Here is a 25037-nt window from a genome sequence, read left to right as displayed (position 1 = left end):
CTGATGTGTCAGGCGAATGCTCATTCACGGAAGACGCAGAGTCTTAGATGTACCCGTAATCGGGGCGGGGAGATAACGCGGGGAGGCCACAGCCGCTCGCGGCGCGGTGGATTAGCGGCCAGCAGCGCAAGAAGCAGGGTGACGGCAAAGAGAGCACCTTCAAACAGTATTGGCGGAACGGCCATCAGCGATTTCGCGCTAAGTTCACAGGGCGTGACCGGTGCGTCGATGCTCTCCTGCCCCTGCTGGACAGGCTGGCTTACGGCGGTGACGTTCATGACAAGCGCGTGCATCCCGGCCATCCGCTGGGCGGTGCATATCAGCACCACCAGACAGGCCAGGGCAACAAGCAGGATAGCGTTGCGTTGTCGTTTGATCATCTTTGCCTCAAATATTCACGAGGCTTATCTTATAGGGCGCAGGTTTTTTGGCAACGCTTAAGCTGTAAAGAAGTGTCTGGGAGATAAGAGGTTTGCCCTCTCCTCTGCGAGGAGAGGGCGATGTATTACAGCGTTTCGCCGTTGCTGGCGATAACAGTTTTGTACCAGTCAAAGCTCTTCTTACGGGAACGGGACATGTCGCCGGTGCCGTCGTCGTGCTTGTTCACGTAGATAAAGCCATAGCGCTTGCTGTACTGACCGGTGGTGAAGGAGACGCAGTCGATACAGCCCCACGGGGTGTAGCCCATCAGATCCACGCCGTCGTACGTCACGGCCTTCATCATCTCTTTCACGTGGGCGCGCAGGTAGTCGATGCGGTAGTCATCGTTGATGCTGCCGTCTTCTTCCACTTTGTCGTAGGCGCCGAAACCATTCTCCACGATAAACAGCGGCTTCTGATAGCGCTCGTACAGTTCGCACAGCGCATAGCGCAGGCCCACCGGGTCAATCTGCCAGCCCCAGTCGGAGGCTTTGACGTGCGGATTCGGCACGCTGCCTTCGAAGCCGGAAATCGCATCGCCGGTGCCGCCTTCCGCTTTGACCGCGTTGGTCATGTAATAGCTGAAGCCCAGGTAGTCGCACGTTCCTTCACGCAGGATCTGTTCGTCCCCCGCTTCCATGTTGATGGAGAACCCGCGGCGCTCCCACTCGTTCAGTACGTAGGACGGGTAATAGCCGCGCAGCTGAACGTCCGTAAAGACATAGCGCTCGCGCATGGATTCCTGGGCGAACATCACGTCTTCTGGTTTGCAGGAGAACGGATAGAGGGCCACCATCGCCAGCATGCAGCCGACTTTCATCTCCGGGTTAATACGACGGGCAGCTTTCACCGCCAGCGCGCTGGCCACAAACTGGTGGTGCAGCACCTGGTACATGGTCTCTTCCGGATTGTCGTGTTCGGTATAGACCACGCCGGAGCAGCAGTAGCCGAACAGCGGCGCACGCCAGTTACGCTGGTTGTTGATTTCGTTGAAGGTCATCCAGTATTTGACCTTATTTTTGTAGCGCTCAAACACGACTTCAGAGAAGCGCACAAAGAAATCGACCACTTTGCGGTTGGTCCAGCCGCCGTACTCCTGCACAAGGTGCAGCGGCATTTCGAAGTGGGAGAGGGTGATGACCGGCTCGATGTTGTACTTCAGCAGCTCGTCGAACATGTCGTCGTAGAACTTTAGCCCTTCTTCGTTTGGCTGCGTTTCATCACCTTTCGGGAAGATGCGCGTCCAGGCGATGGAGGTGCGGAAGCACTTGAAGCCCATCTCGGCAAACAGCTTGATATCTTCTTTGTAGTGGCCGTGGAAATCTACCGCTTCGTGGTTTGGGTAGTATTTACCCGGCACCACCTTCTGAGTGATTTCACGCGGTACGCCGTGGGCGCCGCCGGTCAGGACGTCGCAAATGCTTGGCCCTTTGCCGCCTTTATTCCAGCCGCCTTCAACCTGGTGAGCCGCCACCGCGCCGCCCCATAAAAAATCTTTCGGTAAGGTCAGTTTTTTCATCTTTGCTATTTCTCAATTCAGGACTTATTGAAATCGAGTCTAGCAAAGCGAAATTAAATGTCACGATATAACAATTTGTGCGCAATGTGATTTGTTACATCAAAAAAACAGGGTGTTTTATTCTGCTAATTTCTTCGCCAGCTTACGCCCAAGCGATTCCAGAATATAGATGACGGGAATTTGGGTGGTAATATCGTACACGCCTGCAATACGCGTTTGAGGCACATGCCAGGAGAGGTTAAAGTCTGCCAGCTTTGCCAGGCGTGAGTGTTCGTGACTGGTGATGGACAGCACCTTGCAATGGTGCAGGCTGAACTGGCTGGCAAAGCGCAGGATCTCCTCGGTTTCACCCGAGACGGAGAGCACGATAGCCAGCGCATTTTTTGCCATATCATTGGTCACGGGAAAATAAGGGTCGTCGATATGGTTGCTGAATTTTCCGATATTTGAAAAGAAACGTGCGCCATATTTTGCCAGTGAGCCCGACGTGCCCGCGCCGACAAATATAATGCGCTCTGAGGATAAAATAATATCTACAGCGTCATCTAATAACGCATCAAACTCTTCATTGTTGACGCTTTTAAAGAAGCTGATAATTTCACTGGCCCCAAAATTGGCCTGCTGCGGTTCATTTTGTTCTAAATAGAGCTTAAAGCGCACGCGGAATTCAGAATAGCCATCGCAGTTGAGCTTGCGGCAGAAGCGCAGGATAGTGGTGGTAGAGACTCCGGCCGCGTCCGCCAGTTCGCGGATGGTCATGTACATTACTTTGTCGCGGTTCTTGATGACGTAGTTGTAGACCATCATCTCAAGATTGTTGAGACTGGCAACGGCGGAATGGGAGAACATGCTCACTATAGCTAAACTCACTCATCAGACTTTCTTCAGGGAATCATAACATGCAGCCAAACGACATCACTTTTTTTCAGCGCTTTCAGGACGACATTCTGGCCGGGCGTAAAACGATCACCATTCGTGACGAAAGCGAATCCCATTTCAAAAAAGGCGACGTCCTACGCGTGGGGCGCTATGAGGATGATGGCTATTTTTGCACCATCGAAGTAACAGGAACATCAACCGTTACGCTCGCGACATTGACGCAAAAACATGCTGAACAGGAGAACATGTCCCTGGAAACGTTAAAAAGCGTGATCGCAGAGATCTACCCCAACCAGAACCAGTTTTATGTGATTGATTTTAAACGCCTATAATTTAATTCGAAACACGCGTTCGCTGAAATTAAAATGTAACTGTCTGATTGTAATTTAGAAATGTTATGTTTAACTTTATTTTAGCTAACATGTGTTCACTGGAATCATTCTCAGTTAGCATAGTCAGGTGATGAATAATCATTTTTCGTTTTCCCGGAGTTTACGTATGGTGAGCAGACCATTAATCGCACAGGGATATTCGCTGGCTGAGGAAGTAGCCAACAGTATAAGCCACGGCATTGGCCTGGTTTTTGGGATTGTCGGCTTAGTGCTGCTGCTGGTGCAGGCGGTGGACACCAACGCCAGCGCGATGGCCATTACCAGCTACAGCTTGTATGGCGGGAGTATGATCCTGCTCTTCCTGGCCTCGACGCTGTATCACGCTATTCCCCACCAACGGGCTAAGATCTGGCTCAAAAAATTTGACCACTGCGCGATCTATCTTCTTATCGCGGGCACCTACACGCCGTTCTTGCTGGTGGGATTGAATTCGCCGCTGTCGCGTGGCCTGATGATTGTCATCTGGAGCCTGGCGCTGCTGGGGATCCTGTTTAAGCTGACCATTGCGCATCGGTTTAAGATATTGTCACTGGTGACCTATCTGACGATGGGCTGGCTGTCGCTGATTGTGGTATATCAGCTGGCGATTAAGCTGGCGGTCGGCGGCGTAACGCTTCTGGCGGTGGGCGGGGTCGTTTATTCGCTGGGGGTTATTTTCTACGTTTGTAAGCGCATACCGTACAACCACGCGATCTGGCACGGCTTCGTGCTGGGCGGCAGCGTATGCCATTTCCTGGCGATTTATTTGTATGTGGGGCAGGTGTAGTTTGTTGTCGGGTGGCGGCTTCGCCTTACCCGACCTACGGGATCAGTAGGCCCGGTAAGCGCAGCGCCACCGGGCGATACAGCATCACTCATCCAGTGAATACGGCAGCGGTTCAATGCTCAATGTATTGGCATCATCGCGCACGCGGAATACGCTGTCGGCTTCCATATCGTTATTCATGACGACCTGCACCAGCAGACGACCATCATCCAGCTGAACGGCGGCGAGTACCGTGCCGGTACGGCGCCAGTTTTCACCCATTTTCAACTCGAGATCTTCACCTGCTTCCGGAACGCGGCTGGCGCGGCCCGCCAGTGTCCACAGGGCGCGTTTGTTGGCACCGCGGAATTTTGCACGAGCCACCATCTCCTGACCGGTGTAACAGCCTTTCTTAAAGCTGATGCCACCCAACGCCTGGATGTTTGTCGCCTGCGGAATAAACTGTGCGCTGTTCACCGCGTCAATGACGGGCAGACCCGCTTCAATGTTCAGCGCCAGCCACTGTTGGCTGTTATTCAACTGCGCTTCACCGCGCAGGGCGTCGGTCACGCGTTCAGCGGTAGCAGCATCCGTCACCAGCAGGAAACGCTCGGCAGGATGCTCAAACCACAAAATAGAGGTCTCACCTTCGCTGACCACCTGTTTTTCCGCATCCGGCAGTTCGCTGAAGAGATTTTTGAGCGCTGCACGCGCCTGGAAACCCGCCACACCCAGCAAAACATGCTCGTCGTCCGGCGCGATGGTGACTTTGGAAAACACCGCATATTTTTTCAGTTCGGTAAGCTGAGCATCCCGAAGGCTGCGACGCTCAATAAAAGCAAACCCATCCTGACGGCGGAACAGACGCAGGTTGCTCCACATTTTCCCTTTCGGGTCGCAGTGGGCCGCCAACAGGTGCTGGTGTTCAGTCAAGTGTGCAACGTCTGCGGTTACCTGCCCTTGCAGGTATTTTTCGGCATCGGCACCGCTAAGCGTCGCCAGCGCCCAGTCATCAAGAGTCATCAGCGTCAGCGGCAGACGCGCAGAGGCGGCGGGCTGGCGAGGAGTAAATGGAGTAAATGCCATAGTGATATCCTGAATTGCTTAACGCTTTGATAATGCCTAATGGTAAAAGAGACTACAGCCATTGCAAGCGCTTTCAGCACGCCATTCGTGCCATCGTGAGGTTATGCGTAGCGTCACGCAAAATAATGTAATCCACTGTCTTTAGGGTGGTTATTCTGGAATCCGGCTCGGTGATTGCAATATTCCAGTAAAGAAACGGTCAAAAACACGTTACACTAGCAACTGTTCCCGGAAAGAAATAATGAATACCTAACGGGATACCGGCTGTGCCAAACGTAATGCAGGAAACAGAACATGGATATTAACAACAAGGCCCGTATTCACTGGGCGTGCCGTCGCGGCATGCGCGAACTTGATATCTCCATCATGCCGTTCTTTGAATATGAGTATGACAGCTTAAGCGATGACGATAAGCGTCTGTTTGTTCGCCTTCTTGAGTCTGACGATCCGGATTTATTCAACTGGCTGATGAATCACGGCAAACCCGCCGACACCGAGTTGCAACGGATGGTGCAATTAATTCAAACACGGAATCGGGAACGTGGTCCTGTGGCAATCTGATCTTCGCGTCTCATGGCGCTCGCAGTGGATGTCATTACTGCTCCACGGCCTGGTTGCGGCCTTTGTTTTACTGATGCCGTGGCCGCTAAGCTATACGCCTCTGTGGTTATTGCTGCTGTCGTTTGTGGTTTTTGATAGCGTGCGCAGCCAGCGCCGGATCAACGCCCGTCAGGGTGAAATCAAACTGCTGATGGATTCCCGTCTGCGCTGGCAGGGGAAAGAGTGGGAGATCGTCGGTACACCGTGGATGCTTAGCGTTGGCATGATGCTGAGACTGCGCCAGCCTGAAGGTGGTCGTCGCCAGCACCTGTGGCTGGCTGCCGACAGTATGGATGCTGCGGAGTGGCGAGATCTGCGCCGGATGATGTTACAACAACCGACGCAGGACTAAGTTCGCGTTAGCTGAACTTCTCGGCCATTTCACCCAGTATCTGTTCGCACCAGTTTTCCAGACGTTCGTCGCTGAGGTCGTACTGATTGGTTTCATCCAGGGCAAGCCCGACAAACAGCTGACCCTCCGCGATAATCGGTTTTTTGCTGGTGAACTCATAGCCTTCTGTTGGCCAGTAGCCGATAAACGTCGCGCCTTTCGGTGCCAGTTTATCGTGCAGCATGCCGAGCGCATCCAGGAACCACTCGCCATAGCCAAGCTGGTCGCCCATGCCGTACATCGCAATGATTTTGCCGTCGAGGTTGAGCGAATCGAGCTGATCCCAGATGGCTTCCCAGTCTTCCTGTATCTCGCCAAAGTCCCAGGTCGGGATGCCGAGGATCAGCACGTCGTACTGTTCCATCAGCGCGACGGCGTCATCTTTCAGGTTATGCAACGTCACCAGTTCAGGACCGATGATGTCGCGAATTTTTTCCGCTGCCATTTCGGTATAGCAGGTGCTGGAACCATAGAAAAGACCAATATTCATCGCGTAACGTTCTCAATTCTTACTCTGACTTTGCGCGTAGTGTACCAGAAACCGATGGCAATCAGGCATAATGCCCGGATTGCAGAATCAGAGAGGTTGATGTGGAAAAGGATCTCGCACTCATCGAACAGTTTCTCGACGCGCTGTGGCTGGAGAAAAACCTGGCCGAAAACACGCTCAGCGCCTATCGGCGCGATCTCACCATGCTGGTGGAATGGCTGGCACACCGGGAACTGACGCTTGAGAGTGTCCAACGCGATGAGCTGCAGGCGCTGCTGGGTGAGCGGATGGATGGCGGCTACAAGGCCACCAGCTCCGCACGCCTGCTTAGCGCAATGCGTCGTCTGTTCCAGCACCTCTACCGTGAGAAGATCCGGACGGACGATCCCAGTGCGCTGCTGGCATCGCCTAAACTTCCGCAGCGGCTGCCAAAAGATCTCAGCGAAGCGCAAGTTGAGAGATTATTACAATCACCCGCTGTTGACCTGCCGCTGGAGTTACGCGATAAAGCGATGCTTGAACTATTGTATGCTACCGGTTTGCGCGTTTCGGAACTGGTTGGCCTGACGATGAGCGATATCAGCCTGCGTCAGGGCGTGGTTCGCGTGATAGGTAAAGGGAACAAAGAACGGCTCGTCCCGCTGGGTGAAGAGGCGGTGTACTGGCTGGAGACGTATCTGGAGCACGGCAGACCGTGGCTTCTGAATGGCGTTTCTATCGATGTGCTGTTCCCCAGCCAGCGCGCGCAGCAGATGACGCGACAAACCTTCTGGCATCGCATCAAGCATTACGCCACACTGGCAGGCATTGACAGTGAAAAGCTGTCGCCGCACGTTTTGCGTCATGCCTTTGCGACGCATCTGCTAAACCACGGCGCTGATTTGCGCGTGGTGCAGATGCTGTTGGGACACAGCGATCTCTCAACAACGCAGATTTATACCCATGTCGCGACGGAACGCCTGCGGCAGCTACATCAACAGCACCACCCACGCGCGTGAGTGCCGACGAATTGTTACAGGATTAAATATGAAAAAGTCTTTTGCGCTGTTCACCCTGCTGGCAGCCTCATTTACCGGTTTTGCTCATGCTGACGACGCCGCCATCAAACAGTCTCTGACGAAACTGGGCGTCACCAGCAGCGACATTCAGCCCGCGCCCGTTGCGGGCATGAAAACCGTCTTGACCAACAGCGGTGTGCTTTACGTGACCGAAGACGGAAAGCACATCATTCAGGGGCCGATGTATGACGTGAGCGGCGCGCAGCCGGTCAACGTGACCAACCAGCTGCTGATGAAAAACCTGAATGCGCTTGAAAAAGAGATGATCGTTTATAAAGCGGCGCAGGAAAAACACGTCATTACCGTCTTCACCGACATCACCTGCGGCTACTGCCACAAGCTGCATGAAGAGATGAAAGATTACAACGCGCTGGGTATTACCGTGCGTTACTTGGCTTTCCCGCGCGCAGGCGTGCAGAGCCAGTCAGAGCAGGACATGAAGGCTATCTGGTGTGCGAAAGACCGCAACAAGGCCTTTGATGATGCCATGAACGGCAAAGGCGTTAAGCCTGCTTCCTGCGACATTGATATCGCAAATCACTATGCGCTGGGCGTGCAGTTTGGCGTGACCGGTACGCCAGCCATCGTGCTGAGCAACGGCTACGTGGTGCCGGGCTATCAGGGACCAAAAGAGATGAAAGAGTTCCTCGACGCGCACCAGAAACAGACTGCGGGTAAATAATCCGCGTGAAAGCTCCGATAAAACTGCGCCGCCGCGAAGCGGCTGACACGGCTGATTTACCTGACGATCTTTCGCCGCTGCTGAAGCGGCTCTATGCCAGCCGCGGTGTGCGAACGGCGGACGATCTTGAGCGTAGCGTCAAAGGTATGCTGCCCTGGCAGCAGCTAAGCGGCGTCGAAAAGGCCACTGAAATGCTCTACAACGCGTTCCGGGAAGGGACGCGGATTGTGGTGGTGGGCGATTTCGATGCCGACGGCGCAACCAGTACCGCACTGAGCGTGCTCAGCCTGCGCGCGCTGGGCTGCGATAACGTCACCTATCTGGTGCCAAACCGCTTTGAAGACGGTTACGGTCTTAGCCCGGAAGTGGTCGATCAGGCTCACGCGCGCGGTGCGCAGATGATCCTGACCGTGGATAACGGGATCTCCTCCCATGCGGGTGTCGATCATGCGCATGCGCTGGGGATCCCTGTGCTGGTTACCGATCACCACCTGCCGGGGGAAACCCTGCCTGCCGCCGAAGCCATCATTAACCCCAACCTGCGCGACTGCGATTTCCCGTCAAAATCCCTGGCCGGTGTCGGCGTGGCGTTTTATCTGATGCTGGCGCTGCGAACGCTGCTGCGCGATAAGGGCTGGTTTGAGTCGCGCGGGATTGCCGTGCCGAACCTGGCCGAATATCTCGACCTGGTGGCGCTGGGTACAGTGGCGGACGTAGTGCCTCTCGATACCAACAACCGTATTTTGACCTGGCAGGGCTTAAGCCGCATCCGGGCGGGGAAGTGCCGTCCGGGGATTAAGGCGCTGCTGGAAATTTCAAACCGCGATCCGCTCAAGCTGGCGGCAAGCGATCTCGGCTTTGCCCTCGGGCCGCGTCTTAATGCCGCCGGAAGGCTGGACGATATGTCCGTCGGCGTCGCGCTGCTGCTGTGCGACAACATCGGCGAGGCGCGCGTGCTGGCGAACGAGCTGGACGCCCTGAACCAGACCCGTAAAGAGATCGAGCAGGGGATGCAGGCCGAAGCGCTGACCCTGTGTGAAAAGCTGGAGCGCAGCGGCGATACGCTGCCGGGCGGCCTGGCGATGTACCATCCCGAGTGGCATCAGGGCGTGGTCGGTATCCTGGCGTCGCGCATCAAAGAGCGCTTCCACCGTCCGGTGATTGCGTTTGCCCCCGCGGGCGACGGCACGCTGAAAGGCTCCGGTCGTTCGATTCAGGGGCTGCACATGCGCGATGCGCTGGAGCGCCTGGATACGCTTTACCCGGGTCTGATGATCAAGTTTGGCGGTCACGCGATGGCGGCAGGCCTGTCGCTGGAAGAGGCCAAGTTCGACGAGTTTCAGCGGCTATTTGGCGAGCTGGTGACAGACTGGATTGACCCTGCGCTGTTACAGGGCGAAGTGGTCTCCGACGGCGAACTTTCACCGGCTGAAATGACCATGGAGGTGGCCCAGATGCTGCGTGACGCGGGGCCGTGGGGGCAGATGTTCCCGGAACCGCTGTTCGATGGCCGTTTCCGCCTGCTGCAACAGCGAATTGTTGGCGAACGTCACCTCAAAGTGATGGTCGAGCCAGCCGGTGGCGGCCCGCTGCTGGACGGCATCGCCTTCAACGTTGACACCTCCATTTGGCCGGACAACGGCGTGCGGGAGGTTGAGCTGGCCTATAAGCTTGATATCAACGAGTTTCGTGGCAACCGCTCCCTTCAGATCATCATCGACAATATCTGGCCAATTTAGCGTCAGTAAAGCTACAAAAAAGGGCGTGGATTCGGTACAATCCCGCTCTTATCACCGCATTTTGACAAGCCCATAAAAGAAAACAGACCATGTTTGAAATTAATCCGGTAAAAAACCGCATTCAGGACCTCACGGAGCGCTCCGACGTTCTTAGGGGGTATCTTTGACTACGATGCCAAGAAAGAGCGTCTTGAAGAAGTAAACGCCGAGCTGGAACAGCCGGACGTCTGGAACGAACCTGAACGCGCGCAGGCGCTGGGTAAAGAGCGTTCCTCTCTCGAAGCGATTGTCGATACCCTGGACCAAATGTCTCAGGGGCTGGAAGATGTCTCTGGTCTGTTGGAACTGGCTGTTGAAGCCGACGACGAAGAAACCTTTAACGAAGCCGTGGCAGAACTCGACGTTCTGGAAGAGAAGCTGGCACAGCTCGAATTCCGTCGTATGTTCTCCGGCGAATACGACAGCGCCGACTGCTATCTCGATATTCAGGCCGGTTCTGGCGGTACAGAAGCGCAGGACTGGGCGAGCATGCTGGCGCGTATGTATTTGCGTTGGGCAGAAGCGCGCGGTTTCAAAACCGAAATTATCGAAGAATCTGAAGGTGAAGTCGCGGGTCTGAAATCCATCACCATTAAGATTATTGGTGATTACGCTTACGGCTGGCTGCGTACTGAAACCGGCGTTCATCGCCTGGTACGTAAGAGCCCGTTCGATTCTGGCGGACGCCGTCATACCTCCTTCAGCTCCGCGTTTGTTTACCCGGAAGTGAAAGACGATATCGATATCGAAATCAACCCGGCCGATCTGCGTATTGACGTTTACCGCGCATCCGGTGCGGGTGGTCAGCACGTTAACCGTACGGAATCGGCGGTGCGTATTACTCACATTCCAACCAACACGGTAACGCAGTGCCAGAATGACCGTTCCCAGCATAAGAACAAAGACCAGGCCATGAAGCAGATGAAAGCGAAGCTTTATGAACTGGAAATGCAGAAGAAAAATGCTGAGAAACAGGCGATGGAAGACAACAAGTCCGACATCGGCTGGGGCAGCCAGATCCGTTCTTACGTCCTTGATGACTCCCGCATCAAAGACCTGCGTACCGGGGTTGAAACCCGTAACACGCAGGCGGTGCTGGACGGCAGCCTGGATCAATTTATCGAAGCAAGTTTGAAAGCAGGGTTATGAGGAACCAACATGTCTGAACAACAAGCACAGGGCGCTGACGCGGTAGTCGATCTTAACAACGAACTGAAAACCCGCCGCGAGAAGCTGGCAGCGCTGCGCGAGCAGGGCGTGCCGTTCCCGAACGATTTTCGTCGTGACCACACCTCAGACCAACTGCACGCAGACTTCGACGGTAAAGAGAACGAAGAGCTGGAAGCGCTGAACATTGAAGTGTCTGTGGCTGGCCGTATGATGACCCGTCGTATTATGGGGAAAGCGTCCTTCGTGACGCTTCAGGACGTTGGCGGCCGTATTCAGCTGTACGTTTCCCGTGACGACCTGCCGGAAGGCATCTACAACGAGCAGTTCAAGAAGTGGGACCTGGGCGATATCCTGGGCGCGAAAGGTAAGCTGTTTAAAACCAAAACCGGTGAACTCTCTATCCACTGCACCGAGCTGCGTCTGCTGACCAAAGCCCTGCGCCCGCTGCCGGACAAATTCCACGGCCTGCAGGATCAGGAAGCACGCTACCGTCAGCGTTATCTGGACCTCATCTCTAACGATGAATCCCGTAAGACCTTCAAAATTCGCTCTCAGATCATGGCCGGTATCCGCCAGTTCATGGTCAACCGCGATTTTATGGAAGTAGAAACCCCAATGATGCAGGTGATCCCTGGCGGTGCGTCTGCGCGTCCGTTCATCACCCATCACAACGCCCTGGACCTGGACATGTACCTGCGTATCGCGCCGGAACTGTACCTGAAGCGTCTGGTGGTCGGTGGCTTCGACCGCGTGTTCGAAATCAACCGTAACTTCCGTAACGAAGGCATCTCCGTGCGCCATAACCCAGAGTTCACCATGATGGAACTCTATATGGCGTATGCGGATTACAAAGATCTGATCGAGCTGACCGAATCCCTGTTCCGTACCCTGGCGCAGGACATTCTGGGCACCACCGAAGTGCCTTACGGTGAAGAAGTCTTTGACTTCGGCAAACCGTTCGTCAAGCTGACCATGCGCGAAGCGATCAAGAAATACCGTCCGGAAACCGAGATGGCCGATCTGGATAACTTCGACTCAGCGAAAGCCATCGCGGAAAGCATCGGTATCAAGGTTGAGAAGAGCTGGGGTCTGGGCCGTATCGTGACCGAGATCTTCGAAGAAGTGGCCGAAGCGCACCTTATTCAGCCGACCTTCATCACCGAATACCCGGCAGAAGTCTCTCCGCTGGCGCGTCGTAATGACGTGAACCCGGAAATCACCGATCGCTTCGAATTCTTCATCGGTGGCCGCGAAATCGGCAACGGCTTCAGCGAGCTGAACGATGCAGAAGATCAGGCGCAGCGTTTCCAGGACCAGGTAGATGCGAAAGCGGCAGGCGACGACGAAGCGATGTTCTTCGACGAAGACTACGTAACCGCGCTGGAGCACGGCCTGCCACCAACGGCGGGTCTGGGGATTGGTATCGACCGTATGGTGATGCTGTTCACCAACAGCCATACCATCCGTGACGTGATCCTCTTCCCGGCGATGCGTCCGGTGAAATAAGGCGTTAAGATGTAAAAAAAGCCCCGAAAGGGGCTTTTTTATTGCGCCGCGAAGGCTTTGAGTTTATCGCGGGCGGTTGTCGCTTCCATGATCATCCACGGGCTAAAGGCCCAGGGCGTCGCGTCCAGCGCGCGGAATAAGGTATCCAGCTCAACCCACTGATAGTCCATCACTTCATTTTCGTTTATCGTCACGTCATTGGTGATGCGGGCAGCGAATACCGGGCAAATTTCATTTTCCACGATCCCGGACGGGTCGGCTTCCCGATAGCGAAACTCAGGGGCCACGGCGGTGATATCGGCCAGTTCTGCGCCCACTTCAAAGCGGCAGCGGCGTATTATTGCCTGTACCATCTCTTCACCTGACTGAGGGTGGCCGCAGACAGAGTTAGTCCAGACGCCGGGCCAGGCTTTTTTGCTTAAGGCGCGTCGGGTAATCAGACATTCGCCGCGGGCATTAAAAAGCCAGGAAGAGAAGGCCAGATGCAGCGGGGTATGCGAGGTGTGCGCGGCATATTTTTCCTGAGTGCCAATCACCTTTCCCTGGTCATTTACCAAAATAACGTGTTCTTGAATACTCATTGATGCTCCAGTGCCAGAATGCCGAGTGGTTCAGCACCATCAGCCGGATCATTATACGGCATTCTTATACGAACGGTTTGGCACCTGGAGCGGAAAAGGGCATGACCCTTATTCGTTTTGGCTGCTATCATAGTGCGCCATTTACGCTGACCGAGGATCTGTTTTGTTTGCAGGAAGCCTGACGAGAAACCCCATCACTGTTGTTGTTTGCCTGACGCTGACGCTACTTCTGGCGGGATGCTCGGGAAGCAAATCGTCGGATATGGGCAGCTATTCCGGTGCGGTCTATACCGTTAAGCGCGGGGATACCCTGTATCGCATTTCACGTGCAACGGGAACCAGCGTAAAGGATCTCGCGCGTCTGAATAACATCTCTCCCCCTTATACCATTGAGGTGGGGCAGAAACTGAAGGTCAATGGCGGTTCCTCTTCAGCCAAAAAAACCTCTTCAAAAGGCAAAACGGCCAAAGTGACGCCGTCTTATCAGGTGCCGAAGTCGTCCTGGCCACCGGTCGGGCAGCGCTGCTGGATTTGGCCCGCCAGCGGTAAAGTTGTGGTGCCTTATTCACTTTCTGAAGGCGGTAACAAAGGCATTGATATTGCTGCTGCGCGCGGCACGCCGGTCTATGCCTCCGGCGCCGGGAAGGTGGTCTACGTCGGCAACCAGCTGCGTGGATACGGGAATCTGATCATGATTAAGCACGGCGAAGATTACATCACCGCTTATGCGCATAACGACACGATGCTGGTCAACAACGGACAAAACGTGAAGGCAGGGCAGAAGATAGCCACCATGGGCAATACCGGGACGGACTCGGTGAAGCTGCATTTCCAAATTCGCTACAAGGCGACGGCCATCGATCCGCAGCGCTATCTCCCGGCGCAGGGCAGCAAACCGAAGTGCTAAGTGGTTATTTAATCGCCACTTGGTGATGCTGACACTTGTATGAAAAAGCGTAAGGTCTATAATGCCTTACGCACCTCAAAGCGGGCGTAGTTCAATGGTAGAACGAGAGCTTCCCAAGCTCTATACGAGGGTTCGATTCCCTTCGCCCGCTCCAGTCCCTTCTTCATCATCCGGTCCATCAAGCACGACAATCTCTTTTTTATTGATCGACAGTTTACGCTGCGCCGCCAGCGTATCGAATGCGCGAGACAGGGTTGATTGAGAAATGCCGAGCAGCTGCGCCAGCTCTTTTTTGCTGAGCGGCAGTTCAAGAATGTTATGCTCGAAGCCATACTCCCTGTTGATATCCACCATAAGTTGAATAAATCCACGCACTTTTTGCACGCCGTCATGATTCACCAGCACGCTGATAAACTGCTGTTTTTCCCTCGCGGAGCGGGAGAGGATAGCAATGATAAAATGGGTGAAGCTGCTGGTTATTTGGCTCAGGTGATAGAAATGGGTATTTTGTAACTCACAAATTTCTGCCTCGGTGGCCGCCTGCACGCTGTACTGATAATGCTCGCTAAAGAGCTCCTCTGCCCCGATAACCTGACCGGGGAAGACAATTCCCTGAAGTGTTTGCTGAGCATCATAAATCTTCGCCACCCCACGCCTGAGCGCATACAATGCTTTTACTGTCGTTCCGTGCCGGTAGATAAATTCATTTTTAGCAATACGTTTTTTACGCGCGAAATCTTTAATAAACATGGGTTCCTGATGGTCGAAAAGATACGACTGGCATACCTCAGCAAACCCACATTTTGCACAGCTGACACAATTATTCTTCTTCATAAAATCGGGTTCTTACCAAAACGTCAGGACTGTATAACGCAATTCATCAACGGTGAAAGTGAATTTCCGATCGTAATAAAGTTATTATCATGCTTGTGCAGGTACATAGAATATTCGCCGGTAAGAAATAATATCTTAATAGCAAGAGGCGAGATGGCTGCCGGGACATTGTCATGCGCCATGGTTTCGTGCGAAATGATTTTTATTCTGTAGGCATTATTTTTAATATTGACATAGTTAAACTTTACATAGCGCGAAAACGTGTAGTTTTGTCCCTGATAGGAAACGTCACCGGATAAATTAAATTGTCCGGTTTTGTTCTTTGAAAATTCAAAGAATATGTTTCCTTTGAAATTGAAAGCCTTTTCATTTGTGTTATCGGTATAGGTAAAATTGGCAAAGCACCTATCGTCGATATACGCCGAGGTGCGGTTAACCATTCCCCAGATAAGCGCACCTGTCAGGATCAGCACAGTCGCAGAAAGCGTTAGCGCAATCTTCATTTCATTTTCCAGTTAAAGGCGTAGTGATTTTCACAGTACGCTAGCGTTTCGTTTTCAGAATCTAAAGGACAAAAAGAGTAAAAAATGCGTCCGCTGCTGCCATAAAACACGCTGGGCTGAACGTTTACCGTTAACAGTGCTAAATGGTTTGCACATTTTTCTGCAAGCTGCGGCTGTGCCGACAGCAATACCTCATGTAACCGCTGCCGTTCATCGGCAGAAAGATGTTCATAGGTGGTGAGGGTACATTTTTCGAGCTTGCCTATCTCATTGACTCTGGAATAGCGTTCATTGGCTTTTGGCTGACTCCAGACCCATAAATTGGCCGCAATCAGCGACAAAATAAGAAGCGCCGGGATGCTGTATTTAAGCGGCAACGACGGTATTTTCTTCTTTGCCGCAACGTTATCATTCCCGGGCGCTGGCGCACAGGGCTCATCCAGAAGCTGTACGTCAATATCGGCGGAAAAGTAAAACCCGACTTTTGGGACAACGATGATCGACTCTTCAATATCGGTCAGTGAGGTTAACGTCTTGCGTAAAATACTAATATATTGGTTGAGCGAAGAGCTAGACCCGGTATGCCCTGCGGATTCCCAAACGTGTTCCAGCAGATATTGACGCTCAAGCACTGTGCCCGGGGAAGCAATAAGCAGCGACAGAATACGGTTGGCCGTATTCGTCAGTTTTTGAGCCTCAAGGCGCTCTGCCCCGGGAAGAGTGAATTCCCCGCTCTCTGTATCGTAAATAACTTTGCTGGCAATCAAATATTTCATTAGCTGTTCTTTGGGCGTTAACACATCGCGACAAGCGCTTTTACACTGCCAATATTATGGTCCAGCAATGTTACGATGTCCCTGTCCAGTCTGTAATTTCTTACTTCTTCGTGGAGTATAGCCATCGCCTTAGCGCTCTCCATCCCTTGTCTGTAGGGACGGTTTTCCGTCATGGCAGTAAACACATCCGCTACCGCAAGGATGCGAGACGGAATATCAAGTGAGGCGGCACCTAATCTGAAAGGATATCCACTGCCGTCCAGCCGCTCGTGATGGTTGGCGGCCCAACGGATAATATCCCCCAGTTCAGAGATAGGATGCAGCATCACCAGCGTTTTGTAGCTGTGCTGCTTCATCGTGGCGTATTCAAAGGATTCGAGCTTGCCATGCTTTTCCAGGATATGGAGCGGCGTAAAAAGCTTGCCGATATCATGCAGATAGCCTGCAATACAGATCTTTTCTTGCATATCGACATCATAACCGTAGAGTTCAGCCAGGCGGGCCGCAACATGCGCTACGCTGGCACTGTGGGTGCGCGTAAAGCTGCTGTACTTATCGACGATTTTTGAGATGAGCTGACACACCTCGAGAAAATCATGATGATCGAGCATGTGGTCGTGTAATGGGCTTATGGCATTGAGGACCTGAGGGAGCGAAGGATTGCCGAGGCGAAACCAAAAGCCATCCTGACGGGCGGATTCGCGCAGCGCCTGCTCCAGAGGTGCAGGCCACTGAATGGGTTGGGTAAAGAAATCCGAAATGACCCTTTCGCGTTGGGTAATAAAATCCCCGTCAATCCCGCGTAAATAGAGCTCAAAGGTATCCGCCATATTAACCAAATGATGTACCACAGGAAGATCGTCCGAGCCCGAGGAAGACCATGCGGTATGATGGTTTTCAAGGATCGGCGTGACGGGTTGCAGGAAACGGATCCCCGCCGTCATTGAACCCGCCAGCTGTTCATGCCCATCAAGAAACCCCTCGCTGCCGGGAGAAAGGTGTTCTCGGTCTTTACTCAGCGTACCAATGTCGTGCAGCATGCCAGCCAGAAAGGCGTTGCCGATCCCGGTTTTATCCAGCCCAATGCGCTGGCTTAAATACCAGGTGATGATGGCCGTGCGTTGTAAATGATTAACCAGATCGGCAGAGACCGGATGAATAATGTTATGTAATAAGTTAAGCACGGTTTGAACAGATATTTTCATGGCGTTTAATTGGCAGAGGTAAAAAAAAGAAAGTCATTATCTACGTAAGTGAATTAGTCATAGCCGAACATGATTTGTGCGGTTGCGACCACCGTGCCGGTCGATAAGGCCGAGGCGTCATACACTCTGTAGTAAGCATGCAGAAGAATATATTGCGTATCCTGAATGTCATCGTCCTTAACAATATCAAGGATCTGAGTGGCATTTCCCATGCTTGTGCTGCTGGAGAGTTTGACCTCTTCGAAATCCCCCATAAAAGATCGACTACGAATAGCAATACCGACCCCGCCTGCGGTTGTTTCATCATTGACCATCGTTTGCGAACTGTTATCCGTAGTGATCACATCATTGCTGGAAAGCCAGGCCTTAATATTCCGCGTAGATGTTTTTACGCCGGCAAGGTTTCCGCATTTGATGGGAATGGTGAAATCCGCCCCATTCGTTCTGCCGTACGTTTTAAGTTCTTTCAGCGGCGCAGGCGGAAGTTTTACCGTCATGTCACGCGTCATATTGCAGGTGGTTTCTTTCGGCTCGAATTGAATGGTCATTTTCTCGTACGCGAGGAAATAATCGGTATCCCAGCTTTTGCGCGCGGTATCTGACATCATGTTATTCCATGCCCGGGTCGCATACGTTTTAGAGGAGAGCAGGGGCGAGTCGGATCCCGAGCCGGTACCACTCATCACGGCAGGAATGACGCTCAGCGCACCGCTGGTGGTGGTTTTGGTATAGGTCGACACCCCAACAGGCGCCGAGGAAAGTAACTCTGCTCGTAAGGTATATTGCGTTTGGTAGGAGAGCGAGTGTATCCCCACAATACCGCTCACCGTGACTTTACTGCTGCCGGTTATTTCAGAGGTCACCTTAATCCAGTAACTGTTTTCACCGTCAGCACTGTTAAAATTCAAATACACCGGGTTGTTATTAAACCCAGTGAAATAGTAGAGGTGATCCTGAAATACTCCCCCAATACCCACGTTGCCATAGGTACAGGTCATACTCCCCGACCAGCTGGTGGTATATGTCTTTTCAACCACTGTCGAGGTGATAAATGCAGACGATAAATTAAGCGATTTATCCGCTTCCGCCACGCTTTTAAATATAATGCCGCTATTACGGCAGGTATCCCCCGTCACGCCTCGGGCCTGTGGTGCCGCCTGGGCCGAAAAGCCAGGGATCGTTATCAGGCTGAATACGGCAAAGATGAAAAATAAAGATTTGCTCATGATCGATTTCATACTCGTGGTCGGTTACCGGCAGATATTGACGGCATGCTCTGTCGGCTGCGTAATAACACAGGATTTTTTGACTTTGCCTTTACTGGTATTAATGCGAATTGCCTCTGGCTGTGCGTCAGACTTCACAAAAATTTGGCTCCCCTGGGCGACATAACCCAGTTCCTGATGATGGCTATCTGAAACCAATGCGCCGAAGGGGAGTTTATTGCCCTCACTGTCCAGCACGTCGAAGGTATAAACCTTGCGCGTATCGGTCTTGTACTTCAGATACGTTATGCTGCCTTCGTAAGGGGCAATGTTGAGTAAATTCCCCTGTAAATCGACGTCGCTGCTTTTTGAACCATCCTGTTCCAGATGGAAGTTATTCAGCCGGTAAGGCGTTGCGCTGGCGATAAGGGCAATACCGTTGCGATTCGTGCGCGTAGAGGTATCCCCATTGACCACGGCGTTTTCGACGCCAGGGGCCTCGAGAATGACAAAGTTTCGGCCATTGTTTGGTGAGGTGATGACCCCGCCGCGCCACGCGAGAATATTGCCGCTTACGCCGAGGCTGGCCTGGCGATACTCGCGCGAAAGCGTCAGCCCGCTATTCAGGCTGGTGACACTGTTTTTCCAGTTGGTATAGAGATCGGCGGAGCGGGAATTACCCTCACTGTCATGCGCCAGCATAAGGCTGTAATCGACATCTTGGGCGCTGCCGCTCATGCTTATATCTGATGAAGCGTATTTCCCCTGCTGAACCGTCGCATGCGAAGCAACGCTTCCCGGACTGCCGAAGAGTGACATCGGAACATTGACGGAGAAATAAAGATTATTTTCCGTCTTCCCACGGGTGCGCAGCGACGTAACAACATCACCTTCGTAATCTGTTTCATAGTTATAGTACGACTGAGTGACTTCAGAGCGGCGCAGTGAAACCCCATAATTCACGCTGTTATACGCGTTGCTCCAGGTCAGATTATACTGGCGGCTAGTCTTTTGGCCGCGCCAGTAATCGCGCCAGTACGCCGTCAGGGAAAGTCGACCAAACCCATCCCCCAGCGGCTGGTTGAGGTTGGCGCTAAAAGCCTGCTTGCTGTTGATGGTTGACGTGCCGGTGCCGCCATAATCCTGAATATTGGACTTCGCCAACACATAATCGTTAAACGATGCGTAATCCTGAGTGCGATAGTAATACGACGCCAGCGTCAGGTTAGTTTGCGTCGGGAAGGATTTACTCCATGAGAGCGCGTATTTTTCTCCCCGGCGTCGATTATCGCCCGGCAAGCGATACTGCGCTTGTTCAAGCGACGCGGATAGCGATCCCGCATAGGGAACAGAAAGAGCACCGCCGAGCAGAAAGGAGAAATAGTCCGCGCTCCAGATGCTCCCGGCGGTTGCCGTCACATAGTTATTAATACCGCGAGAGTAGCTGAACTGCGCAAACTGGCTGTGGTCATTGATGCCGCGCATGTCCACCTCACCGACGTTAAACTGGTAGTCGCTGGAACCGGGACGCAGCATGTCCGGGATAGACGAAAAGGGAACCGCAAAGCGCTCTATCGTTCCGCCGCTGTTCTTTACCTCAACAGAGAGATCCCCACGCGAGCCGGTGGGCATTAAATCGCGGATCGCAAAGGGCCCGGCAGGGACGGTAATCTGATGGATGATATGTCCATCCTGGTAAACGCTGACCACGGCCGAACTGGTGGCAATTCCGCTGATGACCGGCATATACACGCGTTCGCTGTCCGGCAGCATTTGACGGCTTTTATTCAGCGTCAGGCCGCGAAAACGAATCGTGTCAAAATAATCGGACGTGGTGTAGGTACGCCCCACGCGCATTAATGCCTCAATACCGACAATCGGTTTTTCAAGATAGCGTGTGGTGTTAATCCAATATCCTTTACCCATATTGCTGTAGCGCATCCACGTCGAGTTATCGAGGAGATGCCAGCCATACATATTCAAGCCGCTGTTTAGCGATAAATAGATATTATCGCTGTTGGTATACCCTTCACGCAGGCCATAAAAGTTGTAATAGTTGAGGTTGTAGTTGGTAAATACCCCATTAATCCCCTGGTCCCATTTTTGTGGGGCCACCCAGTTCTGTTTTTCGGTCACCACAAAGGCCTGGGGTACTTCTAAATCCAGACGCAATTCTCCTGGCGCCAGCGTGCTTTTTCCGCCGTGTAGCAGGGTACTGATGTCGATTTGCCCGTTTGATTTATCCGTAATGTACTCGTCGAGTTCCAGAATACCGAGCAGCGGGACGTCGTCTTTCTGAACCAGCAGGCTCCCTTTACCGTCATTGGCAATCGTCATGTCGAATTTCCCGCGCCATGCGTTATTCACATATACGTCGAGATCGTACGCGCCCGGTGTCATGACCAGTTTTGAATTGCTCCAGTCCATATTGGCTGAATTACCGACCAGCAGGCTACTATTAAATGTCTCACCGCTCGCCCCAAAGGAACATAAGGCGAGGCTGACGGAGTGAACCAACAGGCTTTTACGAAACAGGGATCTGTTCTTCATCAGAATTGAACCAGGCATAGCCATAAAAATAATCAGTGAAGGGTGCTGAATCTTTTGGCGCCGTAATCATCAAGCCATGTAATACGATACTGAGAACCGGCCTGGATTTTGTTGGAAACCAGCGCGCAACCGTAAGGCGGAATAAAAGCGGTATCGCTCAGTAAATTATCGTCTCGATTCTGCTTCAATTTTCCGCCCTGCCAGGTCACAACCTGTGGAATGGTTAAATAATAAGGGGAACTGTTTTTGAGACAGGTTTGACTTCCTGAGGTGGAAATAGTGACCTTTTCGACAATTTTACTGTCCAGTTCCTGCAACGAGGCGGGGCGATAAAACAGCTTAATGCGATTGCGAATCGCCACCTGGAGATAATTATCGTTACTGCCTTCCGGCGTTGGCGGAACATCCAGCACGTTTAACCAAAATACGCTTTCTCTGTCTGAGGGCAGAGAAGAGATATTTGTCGCGGCGATTTTCAGCGTTTGACCACTGTGGCCATCCATTTTGACAACCGGCGGCATGACGGAAAAGGGAACTTTAATCTTTTCCGGGGCAGCTGAAGCGTCACCTTGATCAAGCCAGGACTGTACCAGGTGAGTTTTATCGCTCTCATTCACTAATTGCACGGTAACGAATTTTGCTTCGCTGGAATAAATTACACGCGTCTGGTTTATTACCACACTGGCCTGAGCCGCGTGTGAAGCGAACGCAACGAAGAGAAAGAAAATATGTTTTTTCATGGTCATTAAAAACCGGGGATTGCTCCCCGGTTGGGCTATTAATCGTAGCTAAAGGAGTAAGTTGCGTCGGTAACGACTTTACCGGTCGTCACGGCAGAACCGCCGAAGTTGTAGTAATTCGCGTGCATGGTCAGCGTAACGCCGTCGGTACCGGAAACATCATCAGAAGTCAGACCGGTGTTGAACGCGGTGTCGAACGGAACGGCGGTGGTGCCATCCTTGGTCAGGGTAATACCGACCCCTTCAGCGCCGCTTTCGCTGTAGTTCTTCAGGTATTTACCGTCATCAGACAGGTTGCTGCTTGAGAAGGTGATTTTCAGCGTTTTGGTTGCGGTGTCGGCGGCAGTGCAATTTTTCAGACTCATGGTGAAGTCTTTATTATTGGCGCTGACAACGCCGGTACTGGTACCCATATCGGTCAGTGAAATAGGCGCCAGGTTCACCGTAAAATCGGAACCATTGTTGGTGGTCACGTCACAGGTTGTATCGGATACAGATCCATTGAAGGTGATTGTGCCACCCGCAACGCCGGTGCTTTCCGCTGCCATTGCCGCGCCCGAAAACATCATAGCGACTGCGATAACTGTTTTATTGAACATGCTTTTATTTCCCGTTTTCATCATCATTTTTGTCTCCCAGGCGGTTGAGCGCTGTGTTGCAGAACAACGTACCACACCCCTTGCCTTTGGTTGGAATATAAGACCATTACTGGTTGTTTTGGTAAACGTAAATGTCGTTTAAATGAATTTTTTAAACTCAAATATCCAGTTTTAAGTTTGTGTATAGATTTATATGCTGTTTTATTGTGTGGGCGCAGTGGCAGGGAGAGAGGAATGGCTATTTAAAATTATCGTCAAAATCGTCATTTGACAGAGTTTGCATGCGGGATTGCATGCAAATAAAACATCATGTTAACCATCTATATAAATATCATTAACATAAAAGGCATTTATGCCGTGCCGGAATATTTAAAAATAAACACGCTTTCTTTTTACTGAGGCGGTTTCCGCTGTTATATCTTCAGGTATTGTGTACGGTAGCCGCTTAAATTATAGGGTCTATACTGGCAGTTACCCGATGTTATAAGGTTGTGCCATGCATATTTTACCGCCTGTTCGTCCTGAACAATCGATTGAACGACTGACCGCGATCCTTGAGCCGATAGCGGAGAAAATGAAAGTGGTGCCGCGCAAGCGCGTGACGTGGAAACACAAAGGTCGGCAGCAAATGTATCTCTTTTTAGAGGGCGGATTGTCCCTGCTGCGCGCGTCCGACGGCCTGCTGCTGGTCACGGTTTACGAACCCCATCTCTTCGGTATTGCAGAAATGATCCAGCCGACGCAGGGGCATATTTTGCGAGTGGAAACCGAGTCGACGCTTTTACGGGTGGATGCCGAACGTGCGGCGGAACTGTTCCGCCAGCAGGGGGTATGGGAAGAGGTGGCCGCACTTCTCTCCTATCATACAGCCTATTTAATTTATCGGGATGCCCAGGTCCTGCAGCAACGGACTTATTCCGTTATTCGCAACCATCTTCAGGAGATGATCTTATTACCTGAGGAAGCACGAATGCGCACGACGATCCTCGAATATATCCAGGACCGCACGCTGTTATCGCGTAGCAGTATTCTCAACGTATTATCGGCCCTTAAGCAAGGTGAATATATCTCGTTCAAAAGAGGTGGATATCTCCTTGAAATCAGAAATTTACCGGAGTCGTTTTAATGTAAGTTTAAAATTAAACTAAAAACGAATTAACGACATTCTCGTTTTTGTTTACTGTTTGCTCACCGAAATAAATTTTGACGAAGTAAACAGGATACGTATGAAAAAGACATTGGTAGCTTTAATTCTGGTAAATACATGTACCGCCACGACCGCTTTTGCCGCCGCAGACGCAGGCACCTGGTATAGTGGGGCGAAATTTGGCTGGTCACATTATTTTGACACCAATACAGGCTCTAAAACACTCGAGAGTAATAACAGCGCTAACCATTTTGATATCGACCACGATAATGTCGGCGGCGGTGTCTATACGGGTTACCAAATTACGCCATGGCTTGCGGTTGAAGGCGGTTATGATTATCTGGGCAATATGCAGATAAAAGGCCAGCATAGCGCGGGTGGACAAATGAAAGCCCAGGGCCTGCAGATGTCTTTAAAAGCCAGTTATGCCGTGACGAACAATTGGGATATCTATGGCCGTGCGGGTGCGATGGGCTACCGTGCTGAATCTGATGTGAGTGGTCACAATCGTTTTGAGACCGGTGTACGCCCGCTTGCGGCAGTCGGTACGGAATACGCATTCAATAAAAACTGGGCTGGCCGCATGGAGTACCAGTGGGTCAGCAACGTGGGTAATGCCAACCAGATTGGCGTCAGCAGCGATATTAGCTCCGTTACGGCTGGGTTGACCTACCGCTTTGGGCAACACGATTAGTCCCTGTGTTCTTATCGATGATAAAAAAGCCCGGCTACCCTGTAGTCGGGCTTTTTATCGTTTAACCCGTTATTAAGGGTTTAAGGATGAGATTGATATTTCTCAGGCCAGCTTCATTTTTATCTTTCAGGTATTGCTGGTTTATCATATCTAACTGTTCCAGCCTGGTGAGGGAGGCGTAGACGGATTGGACGGGACTGTCTTCTTTAAAAATATCTTTTGCCGAGACATCCTGAAGATACTGTGATTTGAGTCTGCGTGTTAATGAATCAATTTGGTGTTTATTCTCCTGATAGAGCGACGCAATGTGTGACGTCGCTACAGCAGGTGGTTTCTCGCCGGGTAAAATTAAAGGAACCTGCAAATGGTTAATCTGTTCGACTTTATCGGGTGGAGCAGAGCGACAGGCGGTTACGGTGCTCAGGCTAAATATAACGATAAAAAATGGCGTTATCTTCATTGGTTATCCTGGATTGAATAAATGGAGTGAACATTATCCTGCCTTGCAATGACGACAACAGGTTAAGTTTGTTTATTTTTAAACGTTATTTGAATGGGGAAAGAAATAATTGGCTGGTAA

Annotated in this window: 27 protein-coding genes and 1 tRNA gene; 13 read left to right on the top strand and 15 right to left on the bottom strand. The window is 51.9% G+C overall.

The window, feature by feature from the left end:
• Positions 1 to 20 precede the first annotated feature (20 nt).
• From ACTJJA_RS15755 to ACTJJA_RS15745, 3 genes are all read right to left on the bottom strand, one after another.
• Entirely contained in the window at positions 21 to 380 is a 360-nt protein-coding gene (locus tag ACTJJA_RS15755; protein WP_010435334.1) for a hypothetical protein, read from the bottom strand.
• Positions 381 to 505: 125 nt separating this feature from the next.
• A complete protein-coding gene (gene bglA, locus ACTJJA_RS15750; protein ID WP_440668621.1) occupies positions 506 to 1939 on the bottom strand; it encodes a 6-phospho-beta-glucosidase BglA in 1434 nt (477 codons plus the stop codon).
• A gap of 117 nt (positions 1940 to 2056) precedes the next feature.
• Positions 2057 to 2788 carry a MurR/RpiR family transcriptional regulator gene (locus ACTJJA_RS15745; protein ID WP_042719286.1) on the bottom strand — a complete coding sequence of 244 codons (732 nt, stop codon included), beginning with the start codon at positions 2786 to 2788 and terminating at the stop codon, positions 2057 to 2059.
• Positions 2789 to 2838: 50 nt separating this feature from the next.
• On the opposite strand from ACTJJA_RS15745, the gene yqfB reads away from it, so the two are divergent.
• Positions 2839 to 3150 carry a N(4)-acetylcytidine aminohydrolase gene (gene yqfB / locus ACTJJA_RS15740; RefSeq protein ID WP_440668620.1) on the top strand — a complete coding sequence of 104 codons (312 nt, stop codon included), beginning with the start codon at positions 2839 to 2841 and terminating at the stop codon, positions 3148 to 3150.
• Positions 3151 to 3316: 166 nt separating this feature from the next.
• Entirely contained in the window at positions 3317 to 3976 is a 660-nt protein-coding gene (gene trhA / locus ACTJJA_RS15735) for a PAQR family membrane homeostasis protein TrhA (RefSeq protein WP_440668619.1), read from the top strand.
• 84 nt (positions 3977 to 4060) lie between these two features.
• Here the strand turns inward: trhA and ygfZ are convergent, their stop codons facing one another.
• Entirely contained in the window at positions 4061 to 5041 is a 981-nt protein-coding gene (gene ygfZ / locus ACTJJA_RS15730) for a tRNA-modifying protein YgfZ (RefSeq protein ID WP_440668618.1), read from the bottom strand.
• A gap of 294 nt (positions 5042 to 5335) precedes the next feature.
• On the opposite strand from ygfZ, the gene sdhE reads away from it, so the two are divergent.
• Entirely contained in the window at positions 5336 to 5602 is a 267-nt protein-coding gene (sdhE, locus tag ACTJJA_RS15725; RefSeq protein ID WP_010435322.1) for an FAD assembly factor SdhE, read from the top strand.
• On the top strand, positions 5583 to 5993 hold the full coding sequence (locus tag ACTJJA_RS15720; RefSeq protein WP_010435320.1) for a protein YgfX: 411 nt from the start codon (positions 5583 to 5585) through the stop codon (positions 5991 to 5993). The genes sdhE and ACTJJA_RS15720 overlap by 20 nt, the downstream gene beginning before the upstream one ends.
• Positions 5994 to 6000: 7 nt before the next feature.
• Here the strand turns inward: ACTJJA_RS15720 and fldB are convergent, their stop codons facing one another.
• Complete coding sequence (gene fldB / locus ACTJJA_RS15715; protein WP_010435318.1) at positions 6001 to 6522, bottom strand: flavodoxin FldB; 522 nt, start codon at positions 6520 to 6522, stop codon at positions 6001 to 6003.
• Between the two features lie 101 nt (positions 6523 to 6623).
• On the opposite strand from fldB, the gene xerD reads away from it, so the two are divergent.
• From xerD to lysS, 5 genes are all read left to right on the top strand, one after another.
• Positions 6624 to 7520, top strand: a complete 897-nt coding sequence (xerD, locus tag ACTJJA_RS15710; protein ID WP_440668617.1) for a site-specific tyrosine recombinase XerD — start codon at positions 6624 to 6626, stop codon at positions 7518 to 7520.
• A gap of 28 nt (positions 7521 to 7548) precedes the next feature.
• Positions 7549 to 8262, top strand: a complete 714-nt coding sequence (gene dsbC / locus ACTJJA_RS15705) for a bifunctional protein-disulfide isomerase/oxidoreductase DsbC (RefSeq protein WP_440668616.1) — start codon at positions 7549 to 7551, stop codon at positions 8260 to 8262.
• 5 nt (positions 8263 to 8267) lie between these two features.
• The gene (recJ, locus tag ACTJJA_RS15700) at positions 8268 to 10001 is read left to right on the top strand and encodes a single-stranded-DNA-specific exonuclease RecJ (protein WP_238458910.1); all 1734 of its coding nucleotides are present in this window, start codon (positions 8268 to 8270) and stop codon (positions 9999 to 10001) included.
• Positions 10002 to 10090: 89 nt separating this feature from the next.
• Positions 10091 to 11189 (top strand): peptide chain release factor 2 gene (gene prfB / locus ACTJJA_RS15695; protein ID WP_108416304.1). Its coding sequence is split into 2 segments (ribosomal slippage): positions 10091 to 10165 and positions 10167 to 11189, totalling 1098 coding nucleotides; the frame shifts between segments, so codons are not numbered across the junction.
• Between the two features lie 9 nt (positions 11190 to 11198).
• Positions 11199 to 12716 carry a lysine--tRNA ligase gene (gene lysS, locus ACTJJA_RS15690; protein WP_010435299.1) on the top strand — a complete coding sequence of 506 codons (1518 nt, stop codon included), beginning with the start codon at positions 11199 to 11201 and terminating at the stop codon, positions 12714 to 12716.
• 38 nt (positions 12717 to 12754) lie between these two features.
• On the opposite strand, the gene idi is transcribed toward lysS, so the two are convergent.
• On the bottom strand, positions 12755 to 13297 hold the full coding sequence (idi, locus tag ACTJJA_RS15685) for an isopentenyl-diphosphate Delta-isomerase (protein WP_348553392.1): 543 nt from the start codon (positions 13295 to 13297) through the stop codon (positions 12755 to 12757).
• 163 nt (positions 13298 to 13460) lie between these two features.
• On the opposite strand from idi, the gene actS reads away from it, so the two are divergent.
• A complete protein-coding gene (gene actS / locus ACTJJA_RS15680; protein ID WP_440668615.1) occupies positions 13461 to 14204 on the top strand; it encodes an amidase activator ActS in 744 nt (247 codons plus the stop codon).
• A gap of 80 nt (positions 14205 to 14284) precedes the next feature.
• Positions 14285 to 14358: transfer RNA gene (locus ACTJJA_RS15675), tRNA-Gly, on the top strand.
• On the opposite strand, the gene ACTJJA_RS15670 is transcribed toward ACTJJA_RS15675, so the two are convergent.
• The 8 genes from ACTJJA_RS15670 to ACTJJA_RS15635 form a co-directional block, all read right to left on the bottom strand.
• Positions 14325 to 14954, bottom strand: a complete 630-nt coding sequence (locus ACTJJA_RS15670) for a Crp/Fnr family transcriptional regulator (protein ID WP_440668614.1) — start codon at positions 14952 to 14954, stop codon at positions 14325 to 14327. The two genes, ACTJJA_RS15675 and ACTJJA_RS15670, sit on opposite strands and share 34 nt — an antisense overlap.
• 107 nt (positions 14955 to 15061) lie before the next feature.
• On the bottom strand, positions 15062 to 15541 hold the full coding sequence (locus tag ACTJJA_RS15665; RefSeq protein WP_108416308.1) for a hypothetical protein: 480 nt from the start codon (positions 15539 to 15541) through the stop codon (positions 15062 to 15064).
• Positions 15538 to 16317 (bottom strand): winged helix-turn-helix domain-containing protein, encoded by a 780-nt coding sequence (locus ACTJJA_RS15660; RefSeq protein ID WP_440668613.1) that lies wholly within the window; start codon positions 16315 to 16317, stop codon positions 15538 to 15540. Before ACTJJA_RS15660 ends, ACTJJA_RS15665 begins: the two co-directional genes overlap by 4 nt.
• A 17-nt stretch (positions 16318 to 16334) precedes the next feature.
• The gene (locus ACTJJA_RS15655) at positions 16335 to 17522 is read right to left on the bottom strand and encodes an HD domain-containing phosphohydrolase (RefSeq protein ID WP_440668612.1); all 1188 of its coding nucleotides are present in this window, start codon (positions 17520 to 17522) and stop codon (positions 16335 to 16337) included.
• Between the two features lie 53 nt (positions 17523 to 17575).
• Positions 17576 to 18748 carry a fimbrial protein gene (locus ACTJJA_RS15650; RefSeq protein ID WP_440668611.1) on the bottom strand — a complete coding sequence of 391 codons (1173 nt, stop codon included), beginning with the start codon at positions 18746 to 18748 and terminating at the stop codon, positions 17576 to 17578.
• Positions 18749 to 18772: 24 nt separating this feature from the next.
• On the bottom strand, positions 18773 to 21277 hold the full coding sequence (locus tag ACTJJA_RS15645; protein ID WP_440668610.1) for a fimbria/pilus outer membrane usher protein: 2505 nt from the start codon (positions 21275 to 21277) through the stop codon (positions 18773 to 18775).
• Between the two features lie 32 nt (positions 21278 to 21309).
• A complete protein-coding gene (locus tag ACTJJA_RS15640) occupies positions 21310 to 22017 on the bottom strand; it encodes a fimbrial biogenesis chaperone (protein WP_440668609.1) in 708 nt (235 codons plus the stop codon).
• 38 nt (positions 22018 to 22055) lie between these two features.
• Positions 22056 to 22616, bottom strand: coding sequence for a fimbrial protein (locus ACTJJA_RS15635; RefSeq protein ID WP_029485186.1), 561 nt, complete (start codon positions 22614 to 22616; stop codon positions 22056 to 22058).
• Between the two features lie 496 nt (positions 22617 to 23112).
• Here ACTJJA_RS15635 and ACTJJA_RS15630 point away from each other — a divergent pair, with 496 nt between their 5' ends.
• Positions 23113 to 23742, top strand: coding sequence for a helix-turn-helix domain-containing protein (locus ACTJJA_RS15630; RefSeq protein WP_431139051.1), 630 nt, complete (start codon positions 23113 to 23115; stop codon positions 23740 to 23742).
• Positions 23743 to 23842: 100 nt separating this feature from the next.
• A complete protein-coding gene (locus ACTJJA_RS15625; protein WP_440668608.1) occupies positions 23843 to 24457 on the top strand; it encodes an outer membrane beta-barrel protein in 615 nt (204 codons plus the stop codon).
• Positions 24458 to 24518: 61 nt separating this feature from the next.
• On the opposite strand, the gene ACTJJA_RS15620 is transcribed toward ACTJJA_RS15625, so the two are convergent.
• Complete coding sequence (locus ACTJJA_RS15620; protein WP_440668607.1) at positions 24519 to 24917, bottom strand: hypothetical protein; 399 nt, start codon at positions 24915 to 24917, stop codon at positions 24519 to 24521.
• Positions 24918 to 25037: the final 120 nt, after the last annotated feature.

The organism is Enterobacter sp. 22452 (assembly GCF_052045065.1).
Classification (GTDB): domain Bacteria; phylum Pseudomonadota; class Gammaproteobacteria; order Enterobacterales; family Enterobacteriaceae; genus Enterobacter; species Enterobacter mori.
Note: the sequence above shows the minus strand (reverse complement) of the source record. Positions and strands in the feature narration are given on the sequence as shown.

Bases quoted from the DNA above. Each gene is read 5' to 3' on its own strand.
- ACTJJA_RS15665 (WP_108416308.1), bottom strand. From the start codon at position 15,541: ATGAAGATTGCGCTAACGCTTTCTGCGACTGTGCTGATCCTGACAGGT.
- ACTJJA_RS15640 (WP_440668609.1), bottom strand. From the start codon at position 22,017: ATGAAAAAACATATTTTCTTTCTCTTCGTTGCGTTCGCTTCACACGCG.
- ACTJJA_RS15660 (WP_440668613.1), bottom strand. From the start codon at position 16,317: ATGAAATATTTGATTGCCAGCAAAGTTATTTACGATACAGAGAGCGGG.
- yqfB (WP_440668620.1), top strand. From the start codon at position 2,839: ATGCAGCCAAACGACATCACTTTTTTTCAGCGCTTTCAGGACGACATT.
- ACTJJA_RS15745 (WP_042719286.1), bottom strand. From the start codon at position 2,788: ATGTTCTCCCATTCCGCCGTTGCCAGTCTCAACAATCTTGAGATGATG.
- ACTJJA_RS15650 (WP_440668611.1), bottom strand. From the start codon at position 18,748: ATGAGCAAATCTTTATTTTTCATCTTTGCCGTATTCAGCCTGATAACG.
- ygfZ (WP_440668618.1), bottom strand. From the start codon at position 5,041: ATGGCATTTACTCCATTTACTCCTCGCCAGCCCGCCGCCTCTGCGCGT.
- ACTJJA_RS15635 (WP_029485186.1), bottom strand. From the start codon at position 22,616: ATGTTCAATAAAACAGTTATCGCAGTCGCTATGATGTTTTCGGGCGCG.
- ACTJJA_RS15755 (WP_010435334.1), bottom strand. From the start codon at position 380: ATGATCAAACGACAACGCAACGCTATCCTGCTTGTTGCCCTGGCCTGT.
- ACTJJA_RS15630 (WP_431139051.1), top strand. From the start codon at position 23,113: ATGCATATTTTACCGCCTGTTCGTCCTGAACAATCGATTGAACGACTG.
- bglA (WP_440668621.1), bottom strand. From the start codon at position 1,939: ATGAAAAAACTGACCTTACCGAAAGATTTTTTATGGGGCGGCGCGGTG.
- trhA (WP_440668619.1), top strand. From the start codon at position 3,317: ATGGTGAGCAGACCATTAATCGCACAGGGATATTCGCTGGCTGAGGAA.
- ACTJJA_RS15625 (WP_440668608.1), top strand. From the start codon at position 23,843: ATGAAAAAGACATTGGTAGCTTTAATTCTGGTAAATACATGTACCGCC.
- fldB (WP_010435318.1), bottom strand. From the start codon at position 6,522: ATGAATATTGGTCTTTTCTATGGTTCCAGCACCTGCTATACCGAAATG.
- lysS (WP_010435299.1), top strand. From the start codon at position 11,199: ATGTCTGAACAACAAGCACAGGGCGCTGACGCGGTAGTCGATCTTAAC.
- dsbC (WP_440668616.1), top strand. From the start codon at position 7,549: ATGAAAAAGTCTTTTGCGCTGTTCACCCTGCTGGCAGCCTCATTTACC.
- ACTJJA_RS15645 (WP_440668610.1), bottom strand. From the start codon at position 21,277: ATGAAGAACAGATCCCTGTTTCGTAAAAGCCTGTTGGTTCACTCCGTC.
- ACTJJA_RS15620 (WP_440668607.1), bottom strand. From the start codon at position 24,917: ATGAAGATAACGCCATTTTTTATCGTTATATTTAGCCTGAGCACCGTA.
- ACTJJA_RS15670 (WP_440668614.1), bottom strand. From the start codon at position 14,954: ATGTTTATTAAAGATTTCGCGCGTAAAAAACGTATTGCTAAAAATGAA.
- ACTJJA_RS15655 (WP_440668612.1), bottom strand. From the start codon at position 17,522: ATGAAAATATCTGTTCAAACCGTGCTTAACTTATTACATAACATTATT.
- sdhE (WP_010435322.1), top strand. From the start codon at position 5,336: ATGGATATTAACAACAAGGCCCGTATTCACTGGGCGTGCCGTCGCGGC.
- idi (WP_348553392.1), bottom strand. From the start codon at position 13,297: ATGAGTATTCAAGAACACGTTATTTTGGTAAATGACCAGGGAAAGGTG.